Source organism: Paraliomyxa miuraensis, from assembly GCF_026337845.1.
Taxonomy (GTDB): domain Bacteria; phylum Myxococcota_A; class Polyangia; order Nannocystales; family Nannocystaceae; genus Paraliomyxa; species Paraliomyxa miuraensis.
Genome location: NZ_JAOVZF010000161.1, coordinates 174120 through 191032, shown reverse-complemented (window position 1 = coordinate 191032; position 16913 = coordinate 174120). Strand labels below are relative to the sequence as shown.

General features: G+C 70.0%; 15 protein-coding genes. 13 read left to right on the top strand and 2 right to left on the bottom strand.

The genetic code is table 11. The annotated features are described in order from the left end of the window. Window positions 1–51: 51 nt before the first annotated feature. The gene (fdhD, locus tag OEB96_RS36230) at window positions 52–888 is read left to right on the top strand and encodes a formate dehydrogenase accessory sulfurtransferase FdhD (protein ID WP_266221449.1); all 837 of its coding nucleotides are present in this window, start codon (window positions 52–54) and stop codon (window positions 886–888) included. A 26-nt stretch (window positions 889–914) separates the two neighbouring features. Here the strand turns inward: fdhD and OEB96_RS36225 are convergent, their stop codons facing one another. After that, entirely contained in the window at window positions 915–1295 is a 381-nt protein-coding gene (locus OEB96_RS36225) for a DUF7009 family protein (RefSeq protein ID WP_266221448.1), read from the bottom strand. Window positions 1296–1356: 61 nt separating this feature from the next. On the opposite strand from OEB96_RS36225, the gene mobA reads away from it, so the two are divergent. From mobA to OEB96_RS36195, 6 genes are all read left to right on the top strand, one after another. Next, entirely contained in the window at window positions 1357–2031 is a 675-nt protein-coding gene (gene mobA, locus OEB96_RS36220) for a molybdenum cofactor guanylyltransferase (protein WP_266221447.1), read from the top strand. Window positions 2032–2040: 9 nt separating this feature from the next. Next, window positions 2041–2985, top strand: coding sequence for an alpha/beta fold hydrolase (locus OEB96_RS36215; RefSeq protein WP_266221446.1), 945 nt, complete (start codon window positions 2041–2043; stop codon window positions 2983–2985). A gap of 122 nt (window positions 2986–3107) precedes the next feature. Continuing rightward, entirely contained in the window at window positions 3108–5039 is a 1932-nt protein-coding gene (locus OEB96_RS36210) for a hypothetical protein (RefSeq protein WP_266221445.1), read from the top strand. A gap of 6 nt (window positions 5040–5045) precedes the next feature. After that, on the top strand, window positions 5046–5825 hold the full coding sequence (locus OEB96_RS36205; protein WP_266221444.1) for an EI24 domain-containing protein: 780 nt from the start codon (window positions 5046–5048) through the stop codon (window positions 5823–5825). A gap of 205 nt (window positions 5826–6030) precedes the next feature. Further along, window positions 6031–7098 (top strand): vWA domain-containing protein, encoded by a 1068-nt coding sequence (locus OEB96_RS36200; protein ID WP_266221725.1) that lies wholly within the window; start codon window positions 6031–6033, stop codon window positions 7096–7098. 10 nt (window positions 7099–7108) lie between these two features. Further along, window positions 7109–8650: an OmpA family protein gene (locus OEB96_RS36195; protein ID WP_266221443.1), complete on the top strand. Its 1542-nt coding sequence runs from the start codon at window positions 7109–7111 to the stop codon at window positions 8648–8650. Here the strand turns inward: OEB96_RS36195 and OEB96_RS36190 are convergent. After that, window positions 8583–9674, bottom strand: a complete 1092-nt coding sequence (locus OEB96_RS36190; RefSeq protein ID WP_266221442.1) for a S1 family peptidase — start codon at window positions 9672–9674, stop codon at window positions 8583–8585. The genes OEB96_RS36195 and OEB96_RS36190 overlap by 68 nt on opposite strands. Window positions 9675–9757: 83 nt before the next feature. Between OEB96_RS36190 and OEB96_RS36185 the strand changes: the two genes are divergently transcribed. The 6 genes from OEB96_RS36185 (at window position 9758) to OEB96_RS36160 (ending at window position 16910) form a co-directional block, all read left to right on the top strand. Beyond that, window positions 9758–11347 carry an ATP-binding protein gene (locus OEB96_RS36185; protein ID WP_266221441.1) on the top strand — a complete coding sequence of 530 codons (1590 nt, stop codon included), beginning with the start codon at window positions 9758–9760 and terminating at the stop codon, window positions 11345–11347. Window positions 11348–11376: 29 nt separating this feature from the next. After that, window positions 11377–11967 carry a hypothetical protein gene (locus OEB96_RS36180; protein ID WP_266221440.1) on the top strand — a complete coding sequence of 197 codons (591 nt, stop codon included), beginning with the start codon at window positions 11377–11379 and terminating at the stop codon, window positions 11965–11967. Window positions 11968–12066: 99 nt separating this feature from the next. Then, window positions 12067–13089 (top strand): alpha/beta hydrolase, encoded by a 1023-nt coding sequence (locus OEB96_RS36175; RefSeq protein ID WP_266221439.1) that lies wholly within the window; start codon window positions 12067–12069, stop codon window positions 13087–13089. Window positions 13090–13362: 273 nt separating this feature from the next. Beyond that, window positions 13363–14043 (top strand): HAD family hydrolase, encoded by a 681-nt coding sequence (locus tag OEB96_RS36170; RefSeq protein WP_266221438.1) that lies wholly within the window; start codon window positions 13363–13365, stop codon window positions 14041–14043. Window positions 14044–14058: 15 nt separating this feature from the next. Next, window positions 14059–15753, top strand: coding sequence for an SDR family oxidoreductase (locus OEB96_RS36165; protein ID WP_266221437.1), 1695 nt, complete (start codon window positions 14059–14061; stop codon window positions 15751–15753). 2 nt (window positions 15754–15755) lie between these two features. Next, the gene (locus OEB96_RS36160) at window positions 15756–16910 is read left to right on the top strand and encodes an SDR family oxidoreductase (RefSeq protein WP_266221436.1); all 1155 of its coding nucleotides are present in this window, start codon (window positions 15756–15758) and stop codon (window positions 16908–16910) included. Window positions 16911–16913: the final 3 nt, after the last annotated feature.

Here is a 16913-nt window from a genome sequence, read left to right as displayed (position 1 = left end):
ATTACCGCCCGACGGGCGCGGGGGCGAGCTGCTAGGCTCCCGCGAGCATCCATGGACGTCGAGCCCGAAGACCCCCGTGTTCCGCTGCGCCGGGCGTGTTGGCACGGAGACGTTCGCAGCGACGACACCGACGAAGTCGTGCGCGAGGAGCCGCTCGAGATTCGCATCGGTGGGATCCCGGTGGCGGTGGTGATGCGTACGCCGGGGCACGACGAAGAGCTGGTGATGGGCTTTCTTGCCACCGAGGGGGTGGTCGATGGGCCCGAGGCAGTCGGGTCGGTGCGGCACTGCACGGTGGTGGAGGATCCCGAGGTCGAGGGCAACGTGGTGCAGGTGACGCTGCGCGAGGGGATCGAGGTCGACTGGGCCCGACTGCGCCGCAACCTCTATGCGAGCAGCAGCTGTGGCCTGTGCGGCAAGGCCAGCATCGATCAGCTGATGCTGCGCTGCGAGGCGCTGCAAGACGACGCCCGCATCGAGGTGGGAAGCCTCTATGGATTGCCGGCCCGGCTCGAGACCGCGCAGACCGTGTTCGCCCGCACGGGGGGCCTGCACGCGGCGGGGCTGTTCGATGCCGAGGGCGAGCCGCTGGTGGTGCGAGAGGACGTCGGGCGCCACAACGCGGTCGACAAGGTGGTGGGGTGGGCCTCGCAGCGGGGGCTCTTGCCGCTGCGGGGGCACGTGCTCATGGTCTCGGGGCGCGTCTCGTTCGAAATCGCGCAGAAGACGGTGGTCGCGGGGATTCCGGTGCTCGCGGCGGTCTCGGCCCCGTCGTCGCTGGCGGTCGAGCTCGCGAAGCGGGCCGGGATGACGCTGGTGGCGTTCCTTCGCGGGCAGCGGCTGTCGGTCTACGCGGGAGCCGAGCGCATCGTGGCGCGGGCTCGGTAAGAGCCGGAAGTCGGTTGCGGGGGGGCTCAACAAGCCGCCTTGGGGTTGGAGAAGCCGTCGTAGTCCTCTTCGCCCTGGCGTGGCACCAGGCACTTGAAGTCCTTCTCGATCGCGAGCGAGAGGTGGCGGTCGTTGCCCAGCGATTGCTCGGCGTAGAGGCCGACCTCGTCGCCCTCGGCCCAGGTGTTCGCGCGGTCGGCCGGTAGGTGCACGGCGATCTCGCCCGCGGTGAAGGTGGCGCTGATGCGGTGGGCCTCGCGGTCGACGACCAGCGCGTAGACCAGGCGCTGCTCGGGGCCGGGCCCGAAGTGGATGACCGCCTCGACGCGACCGGTCGCGCCGAGCTGGTCGAGCTCGCTCTTGGGCAGGCGCAGGCGCAGCGTGTCGTCGAGGATGCGGAGCTTCATGGGCGGAGGGGAAATTAGCACGAGGGTCGACGGCGGCAGGGGACTCGGTCACGCTGCCCTCGTGACGCGCACGGCGACGAGCGCCATGCTGGTGCTGGCGGGGGGGCGGTCCCAGCGGATGGGGCGCGACAAGGCGTGGCTGCCGGTCGGGGGCCAGCCGGCGCTGCTGCACGTGCTCGCGGCCGGTCGCGATGCGGGGCTCGGGTGCTCGGTGGTGGTCGGGTCATCGGGGCAGTCGCTGCCTTCTCTGCCGCCCGAGGCGACGCGGGTCGACGATCCCGTGCTGCGTCGTCATGAGGGGCCGCTGTCGGGGCTGGCGGCGGGCCTTTGCTGGCTGCATGCGCGTGGCATCGAAAGGACATGCCTGGCCACGTGCGATGCGCTGTGGATGGGGCCCGACCACGTGCGCTTCGTGCTCGAGGCACTGGCCGAGTCGGCGGGGGGCTCGGAGGGTTGGGATGCGGTGGTGCCGGTGAGCGAGGCGGGTGACCCTCGGGTGATGCATCCGCTGTGCGGCGCGGTGCGGGTGGCGGCGGCCGCTCCCGCCGCCCAGGCGCTGGTGGAGAGCGGTCGACGGGCCGCTCGGGATCTGATGATCACGCTGCATGCCCGTCGGATCGACGCTGGCGCGCTTCCCGAGCCGCGCGTGGTGGAGGGCTGCAACACCCCCGAGCAGTGGGCGGCGGTCGTGGACGCGCTGGCCGGGCGCGCGGCGATGCCACCTGCCGTAGAATGAACGGGCGCGATGTCGGCCCAGCCTCCCAGTCCATCCTCGTCCTCGCGGTTCGCTCCCGAGCTCATCCCGTGGAACGACGACTTCGTCTCGCATCGCTTCGTGCAGCTCGACGAGGTGCGGCTGCACGTGGTGGAGGCCGGCGAGGGACCGCTGGTGCTGCTGCTGCACGGCTTTCCCGAGTTCTGGTACTCGTGGCGCTTCCAGATCCCCGTGCTGGTGCGCCAGGGCTTTCGCGTGGTGGTGCCCGACATGCGCGGCTACAACCTCTCGGACAAGCCGGCGGGCGTGAATGCCTACCGGGTCGAGCGGCTCGCGGCCGACATCGCAGCGCTGGTCGAGCAGCTCGGCGAGTCGAGGGCCGCCGTGGTGGGCCACGACTGGGGAGGCTACGCGGCGTGGTGGTTCGCGATGCGGCACCCCGATCGACTGTCGCGGCTGTCGATCCTCAATTGCCCGCATCCCGAGCACGCACTGGGGATGATGCGCAGCCGCGTGCAGCTCCGGAAGAGCTCGTACATGCTGTTCTTCCAGCTGCCGTGGGTGCCCGAGCAAGCGCTCATGCGCGAGGGGGGAGCGGCCCTGCGTCGCCTGCTGCGCCGTGATACCGAGCGCGAGGGGGCGTTCTCCGAGGCGGACATCGATCGCTACGTCCAAGCGCTCTCGGGGGGGACGACCACCGCGGCGATCAATTACTACCGGGCGCTGCTGCGTCGCAGCCCGTTCGCACTGCGGCGAGCCTTGCGACCCATCGAGGCGCCGGTCCAGGTGATCTGGGGCTCGCGGGATCGCCACCTGGGCATCGAGTTCTCGCGCCCGTCGCCCCGCTTCGTGCCCGATCTGCGCTACGACGCGATCGACGATGCCAGCCACTGGGTGCAGGTGGATCGTCCGGCGAAGGTGAACGCGCGGCTCAAGGAGTTCCTCGATCCGCTCGGGCCCTCGCGCGTGAGCTGAGGCTCGTGCATGGGGGCATGCTCGAGCGTGCTCCCCGCAGCTGCGAGCGTTGGCGTGGGCCCTTGTTGTGGAGGCCCGTGGGTGCCGATAGGCTCGGCCTCGTGGCCCATCTCCTCTTGCGCATGCGTTCTCGTTCGATCGGCGTGGCCCTGCTGGCGACGGGGTGCTTCAACCCCGATGTGACGCCGCTCCAGACCGAAGGCTCCGGGACCGCCGAGGACACCGGCCCCGCGACCGACACGGGGACGGCGTGCATGGCGGGGCAGACGCAGGATTGCGCGTGTGCCGATGACAGCATCGGTACGCAGACATGTCTTCCCGACGGCAGTGGCTTTGGTGGCTGCGAGTGCGGGGCGGTGGACACGGGCTCGAGCACCATCGATCCCACCACCGGCCCTCCGCCGGAGTGCACCGATGACGCCGACTGTGCGGGCATGGCCGAGGGGGAGTGCGAGCAGGGGGTGTGCGGTGACGACGGCACCTGCAGCGTGCAGCCGCTTCGGGCCGGGACGCCGTGCGGCGATGCGACGGAGGTCGCGTGCTCGGGCGCCGACTCCTGCGACGGCGCGGGCACTTGCTCGGCCAACGACGCGCCCGACGGCGTTCCATGCAGCGACTGCCCGCTGGGCAGCTGTGCGTGCATGGGCGGAGCCTGTGGCGACTGCACCGCGTTCGCGCTCCAGAACGATTTCATCACCACGCGCTCGATCGAGGGCTGGCAGCTGACGGGGGGCTGGGGCCTGTACCGCGAGGCGCCGCAGAACTTCGACGTGGGGCCCACCGTGTTCGGCTCGCAGGTGTTCGGGACCGATGGCAACCGCGTGGCGCCCTATCCGAGCAGTGAGACCGAGCAGAGCAGCGCTCGCACCCCGCCGACGATCCTGCCGCCCACGCTCGAGTTCCTGTCGTGGAACGTGGACGAGGGCACCGGCGTGGACAACAAGTGGGTGAGGGTCTCCACCGACGGCGGAGCGAGCTTCACCACCCTGGTCGATTGCAACATGGGCATGCCCCTGCCGTTCTGTCAGTTCCGCACCGACCGGGCGCCCGACGACTGGGATCCGATCACGATTCCGGTGCCTCCCATGATGGTGGGGCAGGTGGGCATCGTCGAATTCGCCTACGACACGCTCGACTCGTGCTGCAACTTCGAGAAGGGCTGGTACATCGACGCGACCAACTTCGCCACCCAGTGCGCCTGCCTCGACGACGCGTCGTGCGGCGGGCTGGGCGGCGAGTGCGGGACCGGGGTCTGCGGCGGCACCGGCGAGTGCGAGCTCGACGTGGTGGCGGCCGGGACGGCGTGCGGTGATGCCACCGACGTGGAGTGCAACGCGGCCGATGCTTGCGATGGCCTGGGCTACTGTGCCCCCAACGTGGCGGCCACCGGACTGACCACCTGCTTCGACTGTCCGGCGGGGGCGGGCGACTGCAACGTCTGCCAGGCGGGAGCGTGCCCCGACTGCGTGTCGCTGCCGTCCGTCAACGCGTTCAGCCAGGGGGCGCAGTCCTTCGGCGGTTGGGTCATCGAGGACTTCAACGGGAACGGAGCCGGCTGGCAGCTCTACTCCCAGGCTCCGCCGAACCAGAACCCGGGCTCGGTGCCGGTGGCGCTCTCGTCTGCGCCCGCGTTCGGCACCGACGGCAACCGACAGCCGCCCTACCCCGGGGCGCAGGACGAGCACTCGCGGGTCACCACCACCGTCGATACCGTGCCCCCCTCGATCACCTTCAACTCGTGGAACGTGGACGAGGGCAGCGGCGTCGACAACAAGATCATCGAGCTGTCGGTCGACGGTGGCGCGACCTGGAACGTGCTGGTGAACTGCGGGGGGGGCATCGGCACCCCGCAGCCGTTCTGCGACTTTCGCAGCGATGGTCGCCTCGGCAACGACTGGGACAGCGTGACCATCCCCACCGGAGCGTTCGCAGGCATGCCAGGCCAGCTGCGCATCACCTACGACACCCTGGACTCGTGCTGCGAATTCGAGCGCGGTTGGTTCATCGACAACCTGAACTTTGCGCAGCGCTGCCAGGACTCCGCGTTTCCGTAGCCTCCCATGGCCCACTCCTCCTCCCGTCAGCGGTTCATGGCCGGCTTGGGCGCGGCCCTCGGCGGGCTGCGGCTGTCCACGCGCAGCCCCGAGCTGCGCCGTACCTATCTACAGCTGGCGCTGGTCTTGCTCGTCACCATGACCGCAATCGATGCGGGTGGGATCTGGACCATCCTCCACCTGCTACCCATCGACGACGACACCTCGTGGTGGATGGCGATCGCCCTGTGGGTGGCACGCGGGCTCGGCATCGTGGCGGTACTGCTCGCGGCGCCGCTGTTGTCGCTCTTGCTGGTCAACCTGCTGCTTCCGTTCCTGGGCGAGCGCGTGTTCCTGGCCGCGATGCGGGTGCTGGATCCGGCGCGCGCCGAGCAGCTGGCCGGCAGCCCCGGGCTGCCGCTGTCGGCCTCGGTGGCGGCGGCCGTGCTGCGCCTGCTGATGTTCCTGGGACTGACGCTGCTGGCATTCCTGCTGTCGTTGATCCCGGTGGTCGGGCAGGTGCTCGGCCCCGTGCTGCAGGGCTACCTCAGCGCCCGCGGGCTGGCGTGGGAGCTGCTCGATCCGTACCTCGACAAGCTTGGCTTGCCGTTCGATCAGCAGCGAGCGTTCGTGGACGCCCATCGCTCCGCGCTGGTCGGCTTCGGTGCGCCGCTCACGTTGTTGATGGCCGTTCCCCTGGTGGGCCCGCTGCTGTTCGGTCTAGCGCAAGGGGCTGCGGCCAAGCTGGTGGTCGAGGTGCTCGAGGTCACGCCGACGTCGGCCGTGGGCGGCGGCCCCCAGCGGTGACCCAACCGCGGCGGTTGGCAACGGGGTGCGCGGACCATGGTCCGCCTCACCAAGAGAACGAGGGGCCGCGGCGCCCTGCCGATCCGTCCTACGATGGTGCTGGTCAAGCGGCGACGACTCGGCCACTCTGGTTCGGGTGAGGGACCACCAACAACACCGCGCGCTCGCTGGTCTCGCGCTGGCGGCTTCCCTGATCTGCGTGCCGATGTCGATGGTCGGCTGTGCGGAGTCGTGCTTCGACGACGGGCTGGCCCAGCACGGCTGCCCCGAGGGCGTGAGCGTGACCGTGACCGCGACCGCGACCGCGACCGAGACGGAGGGCGAGTCGGCGTCGGGCTCGGCCACCGAGACCGTCGACGGCACGGTCGATGACACGGGCGTGGGCAGCGGAGATGGTGGCGGCTGCCCCATGCTCGAAGAGGTCCTGCTGCCGCAAGTCCCCACCTTCCAGCTCGTCATCGATCAGAGCGGGAGCATGGACGAGGACTTCGGCGGCGTGTCGCGGTGGGAGGCGGTCGAGGACACCCTGGTGGGCCCGTCGGGCGTGGTCACCGAGCTGCAGTCGAGCATTCGCTTCGGCGCCTCGCTCTACAGCAACCCCACGCCGATGAGCTGCCCGCAGGTGCAGTCGCTGGCGCCGCAGCTCGACGCGCGCGACGAGATCTCCACGTTGCTCGCGGCCGAGATGCCGGGCGGTGACACGCCCACCGGCGAGTCGATCGAGCAGATCACCTCCGAGCTGCTCGCCGACGCCTGGGAGGGCGACAAGGTCATCGTGCTCGCCACCGATGGCGAGCCCGACACGTGTGCCATTCCCGAGCCCATGAACCAGGGCGAGCAGGATCAGGTTCGCGGGGTCGCGGTCGATGCGGTGGCGTCCGCGTATGCCGAAGGCATCCGTACGTTCGTGATCAGCGTGGGTCCCGACGTTGCGGCCGAGCACCTGCAGGACCTCGCCAACGCCGGGGTGGGGGCGCAGGCGGGCGATCCCGATGCTCCGTTCTACGTGGCCAACGACACCGACTCGCTGCTCGCGGCGTTCGAGGCCATCGTGGCCGGCCTGCGGCCCTGCGAGTTCACGCTCGCCGACCCGCTGCCGGCTGCGCTCGCGCCCTCGTGTGGCGTGACGGTCAACGATTCATCCTTTCCCTACGACGATCCCAATGGCTGGTCCGTGCCCGACGAGATGACCCTCGTGCTGCAAGGCTCGGCCTGTGACGCCATCCAAGAAGGCGTCGTCTCCATCCACCTCGAGTGCTCTTGTGAGTCCTAGTCGCCCTCCCATGGCCCGCACGATGCATCCCTGGATCGTTGCGGCGGCGCTCGCCATGCCGAGCGTGGCCGCGGCCGAGCCCGTTCCCGAGCCTCCCGCCGACACCACCGCGCCGGGGCCCGCCGAGACCACTGCGCCCCCGGGGCCCGCCGAGCCCGCGGCCGAGCCGCAGCCAGCCAAGCCCAAGGGCAAGGCCGGTGGCAAGGCCAAGGTCGGCGGCAAGGCCAAGGCAGGGGGCGGCACGGCCGAGGCCAGCGGCTCGGCCGAGGCCGACGCCGACTCCAGCGGCGAGGGCGAGGGCACGTCGGTGCGCTACACCGACCCCGGCAAGACCCGCGAGCGCAACGACGACAAGTGGATCTACCGCTGGGCTCCCCAGCGCAACATGGCCGAGGTCGGGATCTACGGCGGCGTGTGGTTTCCCAGCCGCCACCTCGAGCTCTACGCCTCGCTGGCCAACATGCCCGGGGTCGGTCTGCAGCTGCTCAAGGTGGTTGCGCCCGAGGTGGGGGGGCGCGCGGGGTACTATCCGTCGCGCTTCCTCGGAGTCGAGCTCGAGGGCGGGGTGATGCCCACGCGAACGCTCGACACCGACGGCCGGGCCACCGCCTGGACCGTGCGCGGGCACCTGGTGGCGCAGCTCGGGCTGTGGAGCATCACGCCGTTCCTGCTCGTGGGCACCGGGGTGCTGGGGATGTCCAGCGAGGCCGTGCCGATGGGCCTGGGCGCCGACCAGGACGTGGCGATCCACTTTGGTGGTGGCGCCAAGTTCTACATCAACCGCTGGATCCAGCTGCGCCTCGACATCCGCGACGTGGTGAGCAACCGCGTGGGCGTGGGCGATGGGCTCACGTCGAGCCCGGAGATCCTGCTGGGCCTGTCGCTCACCCTCGGCCGCAAGAAGGAGCGAGAGGCCGAGAAGGCGCGGCCGGGTGCGGGCGACAAGGACGGCGACGGGGTGCTCGACCGCGACGACTACTGCGTCGACGTGTTCGGCGTGCCCCCGCGCGGCTGCCCGCAGGTCTGCATCGACGATCGCGACGGGGACGGGCTGTCGGACCCGGTCGACAAGTGTCCCGATGATCCCGAGTCGCGCAACGGCTTCGAGGATCGCGATGGCTGTCCCGACGAGGTGCCGCCGGAGCTCGCCGACCTGACCGGCATCATGGAGGGCATCACCTTCGACACCGACAAGGACACGATCAAGAGCTCGTCCAAGACCCAGCTCGATCAGGCGGTGGAGGTGATGAAGAAGTACCCCGAGCTGCGGGTGCGCGTCACCGGGCACACCGACTCGCGCGGGCCCTACCGCCACAACGTGGACCTGTCGCAGCGGCGCGCCAAGGCGGTCAAGCGCTACATGGTGGTCGATGGCGGCATCGACAAGGATCGCATCGAGACCCAGGGCTTCGGCCCCGATCAGCCGATCGACACCAACGACACGCCCGAGGGACGCGCCAAGAACCGGCGGATCGAGTTCACGATCATCCAGGACACCGAGGGCGTGGCCGTGGAGACCAAGGCCGGCGAGGCCAAGGAGATCGTCGACTAAGCCTAGCGAGGCCAAGGAGGCCGAGCAGCCAGGCCGGCGCGCCGCGAGGTTCGTGGTGCGCTCGGCAGCCGCAGCCGTCGGGCTCACGAGGTCCGTCGGCCTGTGTGTCGGCTTCGGTCGACGAGCCCGACTCGGACGAGCCGTCCTCTCCCGTGGTCGCGTCGACGGCCGGGCACTCGGGCGCCGCGGCCAGCTCGCCTGCGCAGTGCTCGGCCCAGCTCGGTCCGTGAGCGAGCGGAGCCGCGGCGATCGACTCGCACTCGGGTCCAGGTGCCCACTCGCCCGTCGCAGCGTGACAGGGGCTCAGGTCGAAGCCGGTCTCGGTCTCGAGCCAGGCGATGCGATCGTACAGCGACCGGTAGAGCATCGGTCCCTCGCCGCACTCGGGTCCGTGGGTCAGCACGCCCGCCATGTGCCAGGTGCCCGCGGGCGATTGCACGAACGCGGGGCCGCCCGAGTCGCCCAGGCATGCGTTGACCTCCTGGTCACCCACCCACACCGTGCCGTCGGATCGCAGCTCGCTGTCGAGCACGGTGAAGGCATAGCGCTTGGTGCCGAACAGGTCGTTGGTCGGTGTGATGCCGAAGCCCACGATCACCGCGGGCATGCCCTGGTGGAGCCATGCCGTCTCGCAGCCCATGAGCAGCGGAGTGGGGGGGATGTCCTCGACGGCCTCCTCCAGCACGCAGTAGCCCACATCGCTCGAGGGAGCACGCGTGCGCGCGAACTCGGGATCGAAGCCGCAGCGCTCGGCGTCGACGATGAACGCCGCGGGCTGGCTCTCCTCGCCGAAGCGGATGGCCCCCGCGGGCGAGTGCTCGACGCAGTGGGCGGCGGTGACGATCACGCGCGGGTGCACGAGGATCCCGGTGCACTTGTCCTCGTTGGCGCGGAACGACACGACCGTGGGCCACTGGCACTCCATGGCCGCGTTGCCGTTGGCGATCGCGGAGCGATCGGCGGCGGGCGCCAAGCCGGAGGCCCCGGCGAGCACCAGGGCCACGCTGATGATCGATGGGAGCACGACGCCTGACGATGCCCGATCATGCCCGATCATGCCCGACCGATGACAGCCGAATTGGCTCCCGGCGACCGACGACGAGCCCGGTGCTAGGCTACGGGGGCTCGCGCGCCCTCATGCTCCCGTTCTTCAACACCTCCGGCCCGTGCATCCCGGGTGAGCACTACATGCTGCCTCCGGAGCGGCGGCTCGGGCACGTGCTCGCGCTCATCGAAGCACGTCGCTACTTCACCCTGCACGCGGGCCGCCAGACCGGCAAGACCACCAGCGCGATGTGGCTCGAGGAGCACCTCGGGGCCATGGGTCGGTTTCGTGCGGTGTGGGTCGATCTCGAGACGGCCCGCGAGAAGCCCGACGTCGGTCGGGCGATGACGGTGATCCTGGCGATCCTCGACGATGCGCTCGCCGATCGCCATCCCGAGCAATCGCGACCCCAGCCCGGCGAGATCGCCGCCATGCTGGCCACGCCCGACCGGGCGCTCCTGGCCTACCTCAAGCGGCTCGCCAGGCTCTCCCCGCTGCCGCTGGTGCTCTTGTTCGACGAGGCGGATGGCCTGGTGGGCGAGTCGATGGTCTCGTTCCTCACCCAGCTGCGGCATGGCTACATCGAGCGCAGCAAGGCGCCGTTCCCGGCCAGCGTGGTGCTGGTGGGACAGCGGCAGGTGCGGGACTACGCGCTGCGGGAGGAGGATCGCAAGACCCTGACGTGGCTGGGAACGACCTCGCCGTTCAACATCACGGCGGAGGCGGCAACGCTGGGACCGTTCTCCGAGGCCGAGGTCGGCGAGCTGCTCGAGCAGCACCGTGCGGTCACCAGGCAGCGGTTCCACCCCGAGGCGGTGGCGCGGATCTGGGAGCTGGGGCAGGGGCATCCGTGGCTCACCAATGCGCTTGCCGATCAGATCGTGCGGCGCGACGTCACCGATCGTGCGGTGGAGCTCACGGCCGAGCACGTCGACGCGGCCAAGGAGACCATCATCATCGAGCGGCGTACCCACATCGACTCGCTGGTGAGACGACTGCGCGAGGATCGGGTGCAGCGGATCCTCGCGCCCATGCTCACCGGGGGAGCGACCGAGGCCGACGTGCTCGATGACGACTTCGCCTACGCGGTGGGCCTGGGCCTGCTGCGCTGGCGAGAGGGCAAGTGGGTCATCGCCAATCCGATCTACCAGGAGGTCCTGCCCCGCGCGCTCACCCACGTACGCCAGGGGCAGATCGCCAACGAGCCGGCGTGGTACGTGCGACCCGACGGCTCGCTCGACATGCACCAGCTGATGGCCGACTGGCAGGTGTTCTGGCGCAAGGATGGCCACCTCGCCGCCGAGGGCTTTCGCTACCTCGAGGCCGGGCCGCACCTGATGCTCATGGCGTTCTTGCAGCGCGTGGTCAACGGCGGCGGGCGGATCGAGCGAGAGTACGGGCTGGGACGCGGGGCGCTGGATCTCATGATCGAGTGGGAAGGACGGCGGCACGCGATCGAGGTCAAGCTGCGGCGTGACACCGAGACCGAGCAGGAGGCGCTCGAGCAGCTCGGGAGGTACCTCGACCGGTTGGGCGTGGAGGAAGGGTGGCTGGTGATGTTCGACCTGCGCTCGACGCTCTCGTGGGCGGAGCGGCTCACCCATCGCGAGGTGGAGCACCGCGGCAAGCGAGTTCACGTGGTGGGATGCTGAGCGCATCGCGGCGAGGGAGGCTGGTGCTCGTGCTCGCGCTCTCGCTGGGCACGGTGTCCGTTGCGTGCGGCGAGCCTCCGTCAGTGGGCGCGGGCTGGCCCACGGGTACGGGCGGCGAGACCAGCGCGAGCGCCGGTGCCGTCTCGACCGGTGCCGTCTCGACCGGTCCGGGCGATCGGCCCGAGGTGATCGACGTGGGCATCGATGTGCTCGTGCTGCGCGAGGGGGAGGCGGTGGTGGTCACGGCGGTGGTGAGCGATCCCGATGACGACGTGCGAGAGGGTGAGCTCTTCGGACCGGGGGAGCCCGCGAGCTACGGGGCGATGGAGCCGGAGTCGGCCGGTCGATGGCGATCGATGGTGACCTGGAGCGACGTGCACGAGCGCTGGCCGCTGGAGTTCGAGCGGGAGGTGGAGCTGCCGTTCGTGGTGCGCTTCGTGGATGCGCAGGGGCACGAGGGCGAGGGCGGGGTGGTGGTGCGGGCGATCTGCGGAGGTCTCACCGACACCGCCTGCGATGGGGTGTGCGTCGACGTGCAGGTCGATGCGATGCACTGCGGTGGGTGCGGGCAGCCGTGCGAGGCCGAGGTGGGCGCGTGCATCAATGGTTTGTGTCAGTGAGGGGACTTCCCGGGACATCTCGAAACTCGTGACACGTGCTCCATCCATCCCGCTCATCCGACCCTGGCCACGCGTGACGCTCTTCGCGATACTGCCCCCGTGCTGCTCACCGCTCGCTCGTCCCGACGCCTCCCTGCCGTCACGCTGGCCTTGGCCCTGCTCGGCGCCTGCGTGCCCAAGGATCCCGCGCCCGCGCCCGCCATCCCGCCTGCGGCCGCGGCCACGGAGGCCGAGCACACCGCCGCGTCCCCGCCTGCCCAGCTCGCGCCCCCGCTCACCCGCTCGCAAGTCGACGTCGAGGGGCACCCGATCACCGTGTGGTCCAAGCACGCCGAGCGACCATGGGGCGTGGTGGTGCTCGTTCACGGTCGTACCTGGAGCGCGCGACCCGACTTCGATCTACGGGTGGAAGGCATCGATACCGTGCCGACGCGCTCGCTGATGGACATGCTCGTGGCCGAGGGCTTGACCGTCTACGCCATCGATCAGCGTGGCTACGGTGACACCCCGCGCGACGACACCGGCTGGCTCACGACCGAACGCGCCGTGGCCGATCTCGCCGCCGTGCTGCAGTGGGTGAGATCCAAGCACCCTGGCCAGCCCCCGCCCGCACTGCTCGGCTGGTCGCTCGGCTCGTTGATCTCGCAGCTCACCGCCCAGCAGCACCCTGACCTGCTCTCGACGCTCATCCTCTATGGTTATCCGCGACGGCCCGGTCAGGAGTACCCGCCCGACCCCGTGCCCCTGCCACCGCCCGCCATGGCGGCCACCACCGCCGAGGCGGCGGCCGAGGACTTCATCATCCCTGGCTCGATCTCCCAGGCGGGCATCGACGCGTTCGTGAAGGCTGCTCTCGCGGCCGACCCGGTGCGCATGGACTGGCGTGCCAACGAGCAGTGGGCCGCGCTCGACCCCACCGCGGTGCACACTCCGACCCTGGTGATCCACGGCGAGCGCGACCCCTATGCGCCCGTCGCCAACCAGGCCGAGCTGTTCTCTCTGCTCGGTACTCCCGATCGTGCCTGGGTGATCGTGGCCAACGGCGATCACGCGGCGCACCTCGAGGACAATGGCTCACGCTTCGTGCACGCGGTGGTGCAGTTCCTTCGGCGGCCCCGCTGAGCCTGCGATTCCTCTACCTGGGCGTCTGCGCCGACACCACGACCAAGAGCGGCCTCGGGGTGCGCATGTGGTTGCGCACCCGAGGGATCGCTGCGATCACCACTGCGCTGCGCGTTCCTGCGTGAGGGCGCGCGTTTGCCAAGCCGGTGCATCTGGGTAGACTCGCGCCCGCTCGCCCGTTCCCTTCCGAGCGGTCAGTTGGCCGCTCAGGTGCCGATAACACCGAAAATCGGCGACTCGGCGGAGGGACGGGCGGTTCGGGGGACGACGCCGATGAGCGACAAGAGCAGTGCGGCTTTCTTTCGAGCCGAGGGAGTCCTGATCTCGCGCGGAGTGGTGCATGCCGCCACCTGGATGGCCGCTCAGCGGGCGGGCCTGCGCGAGCGGGCGTTCCGCTTCGGGCAGGCAGCCCTGGCGGCTCCGGTGTTCGGCTTGCTGGGCCAGAACGACCGTAGCCTGGGCAACCGCATCGCCCACCTCGCCTACCGCGAGATGACCTCCGACCGCATCGACGTGCTCGCAGAGGAGTACGTGGAGGACATGCTCGAGGACCACGTCCTCGACAGCGGCGTGGAGCTCGTCAAGAAGTCGCGCGCGGCTGGCCATCGGGTGGTGGTGATCTCGGAGGGCATCTCCGAGATCATGGAGCGGGCCGTCGAGAAGTACTTCCGGGGCGTGGACGAGCTCTGCTGCAACCATCTCGAGTACAAGGACCACAAGGCCACCGGCAAGCTGCTCGAGCCGGTGATCGGCGGCTACGAGGGCGGGCGCTGGGTGCAGGCCTACGCGGCCGAGCACGGCATCGACCTCTCTCGCTCGGTGGCCTACGCGGGCCACGGGCCCGACCTGCTGCTGCTCTCGGCGGTGGGCCAGCCCTGCGTCGTCAACCCCGACCACACCCTGCGCAAGGCGGCCAAGGAAGCCGACTGGCCCGTGGTGGACTACACCGCCTGAGGAAGGAGCAGGAGGGTGGGGGCTCCGATTTCGATCCGCGAGGCCTACGAGGGTCGCCACGTCCTCGTGGCGGGTGGCTCCGGCTTCTTGGGCAAGGTGTGGCTTGCCATGGTCCTGCAGCGCATCCCCAACGTGGGGCGCATCTCCCTGCTGCTGCGGGGCAAGGGCCGTGGCGTCAAGGAGCGCTTCGAGAAGCTCGTCAACGAGGGGCACGTGTTCGCGCCGCTGCACGAGCAGCTCGGCGAGCGCCTCTCCGACTACGTCTCGCAGCGCCTCGAGGTGGTGGCCGGTGACGTCAGCCGCCCCGACCTGGGCATGGAGCCGCAGGTTGCCGAGCGCCTGCGCGGCAGCGTGGACCTCATCATCAACTTCGCGGGGTTGGTCGACTTCAACCCCGACCTGCGCGACGCCGCCGACACCAACGTGATGGGGGCGGTGCACGTGGCCGACTTCGTGCGCAGCTGTGCCAAGGCCAAGCTCGTGCACGTGAGCACCTGCTACGTGGCGGGGCAGCGAGACGGCCGGATCCCCGAGGAGGTGCAGCCGCTCGCGCCCAGCGGCGAGCCCATCGACGCGAGCGAAGAGCTCGCGTACATGCGCCGGATCATCGAGCGTACCGAGCTCGACAACGAGTCGCCCGACGTCGAGGCACACCTGCACAAGGACGTCATCAAGCGGCTCGAGGATCGCAAGGGTGGGGCCAACGAGCGCCGCATCCGTGACATGGTGGGCCGGCTCAAGCGCAAGCGCCTGCGCGAGACCATGGCCGCCGCGGGCACCGACCGCGCCAAGGAGCTGGGCTGGCCCAACACCTACACGTACACCAAGGCGCTGGCCGAGTACCTGCTGCTCGATCGCCTCGCGCCCGAGCAGTTCGCGATCTTCCGGCCCGCCATCGTCGAGAGCGCGGTCGAGTATCCCTTTGCCGGCTGGAACGAGGGCTTCAACACCTCGGGACCGCTGGTCTACCTCGCCAAGACGTGGTTTCGCCACATCCCGGCGCGCGAGGGCAACCCGCTCGACGTGATCCCGGTCGACATGGTCTGCAAGGCGCTGCTCATCGCCGGCGCGGCCGTGATGCGGGGCGAGCACGCGCCGGTCTACCAGTGTGGCTCGTCCGACCGGAACTTCCTGCCCATCGATCGCCTCACCGAGCTGTCGGCTCTGGGGCACCGTCGCTGGCTCAAGGAGCACGGCGAGAGCGCCCTGCACAAGGTGATCCTGTCGCGCTGGGATGCGCTGGCGGCCGATCCCGATCACGTGCTCAACCTCGGCAACATTCGCAGCGTGCTGGGGCAGCTCACCCGCTACCTGCGCAACGGCCTGCCCGAGAAGATCCCCTCGGAGCTGCAGGAGGCCGCCGATCGTCTCGCCACCGAGACCGAGAGCTCCAATCGAAGGCTGCGCCAGATCGAAGACGTGCTCGCGCTGTTCCAGCCGTTCACCCACGACCACTACTGCGTGTTCATCTGCCGGGCCGTCGATCGACACCCGGTGATCGAGCCCGAGCTGCGCTTCGAGCCCGAGTCGATCGAGTGGCGCGGCTACTGGCTGCAGGTGCACATGCCGGGGCTGCGGCGCTGGTGCTTCCCGACCTTCGAGAACAAGGATCGCGAGGTCTACCAGCCGGTCGTGCCGTTCGAGCTGCGCGAGGCGCTGCCGCCCGGGGCCGGAAGCGAGGCCGTCGAGCTCGAGAAGGAGACCGGCTGACCATGGCGCTGTTCCTGACCGGGATCACCGGCTACATCGGCTCGTACGTGGCGCACGGGCTCCTGACCGGGTGGCCCGAGCTGCGCATCGCGGCGCTGGTGCGGGCGCGCAGCGACGACGAGGCCCGCCAGCGGCTGTGGAAGTCGCTGCAGCTCCACGAGCCCGATTTCGATCGCTTCGCGCAGCTGCTGCCGCGCATCGAGATCTACCGCGGCGATCTGACCACCCCGAGCCTGGGGCTCGACGACGAGGCGCGCGATCGGCTGATCCGCTCGACCGACAGCGTGCTGCACGTGGCCGCCTCGCTGAACCGCAAGTCGGCCAAGGCCTGCTTCAACGTCAACCTGCGGGGCACGCTCGAGATCATCAAGATCGCCCGGGCGGCGGCCGATCACCACGGGCTGCGGCGCTTCTCCGACGTGTCCACCGTGGCGGTGGCCGGCGAGCGCAGCCACGAGGTGGTCACCGAGGCCGAGACCATCGACTGGAACCGCAGCGACTACGACCCCTATGCGCGCACCAAGAAGTTCTGCGAGCACATGATGCACGAGCTGCTGCCCGACGTGCCGCAGACCGTGTTCCGCCCCAGCACCGTGCTCGGCGACAGCCGCTTCCCCGAGACCACGCAGTTCGACATGGTGCGGGCGTTCGCGGCGCTGGCCTACATGCGGGTGCTTCCCCTGGACCCCGACTGGCGCATGGACATCTGCCCGGCCGACTACGTGGCCAAGGGCATCATCACGGTGCACATGGCCGAGCAGCCCCGCTACGACGCCTACAACCTCAGCGCGGGCATGGCCTCGCCGAGCTATCGCGAGATCGTGGCGGCGCTCAAGGACGCGGGACACAAGCCGACGGTGGTGTTCGCCCCGCGGCTCGGCCGAGCGTTCTCCACCGGCATCGAGGCGGCGATGAGCGCCCCGCGAAAGTACGGCATTGCCCCCGCCGCCTCCCTGATGAAGGTGTTTTGGCCCTACCTCACCTACGACACGGTGTTCGACAACTCCCGCGTCGTCGAGGAGCTCGGGGGGGAGCGACCGCGGCCGTTCCCCGAGTACGCCCATCCGTTGCTGCGCTTTGCGGTGCGCGAGCGCTTCACCTACCCCTATCGCCCGTGGCCCGACGATGCGCAGGCCCGGCTGCGAAAGGTGGCATGACGC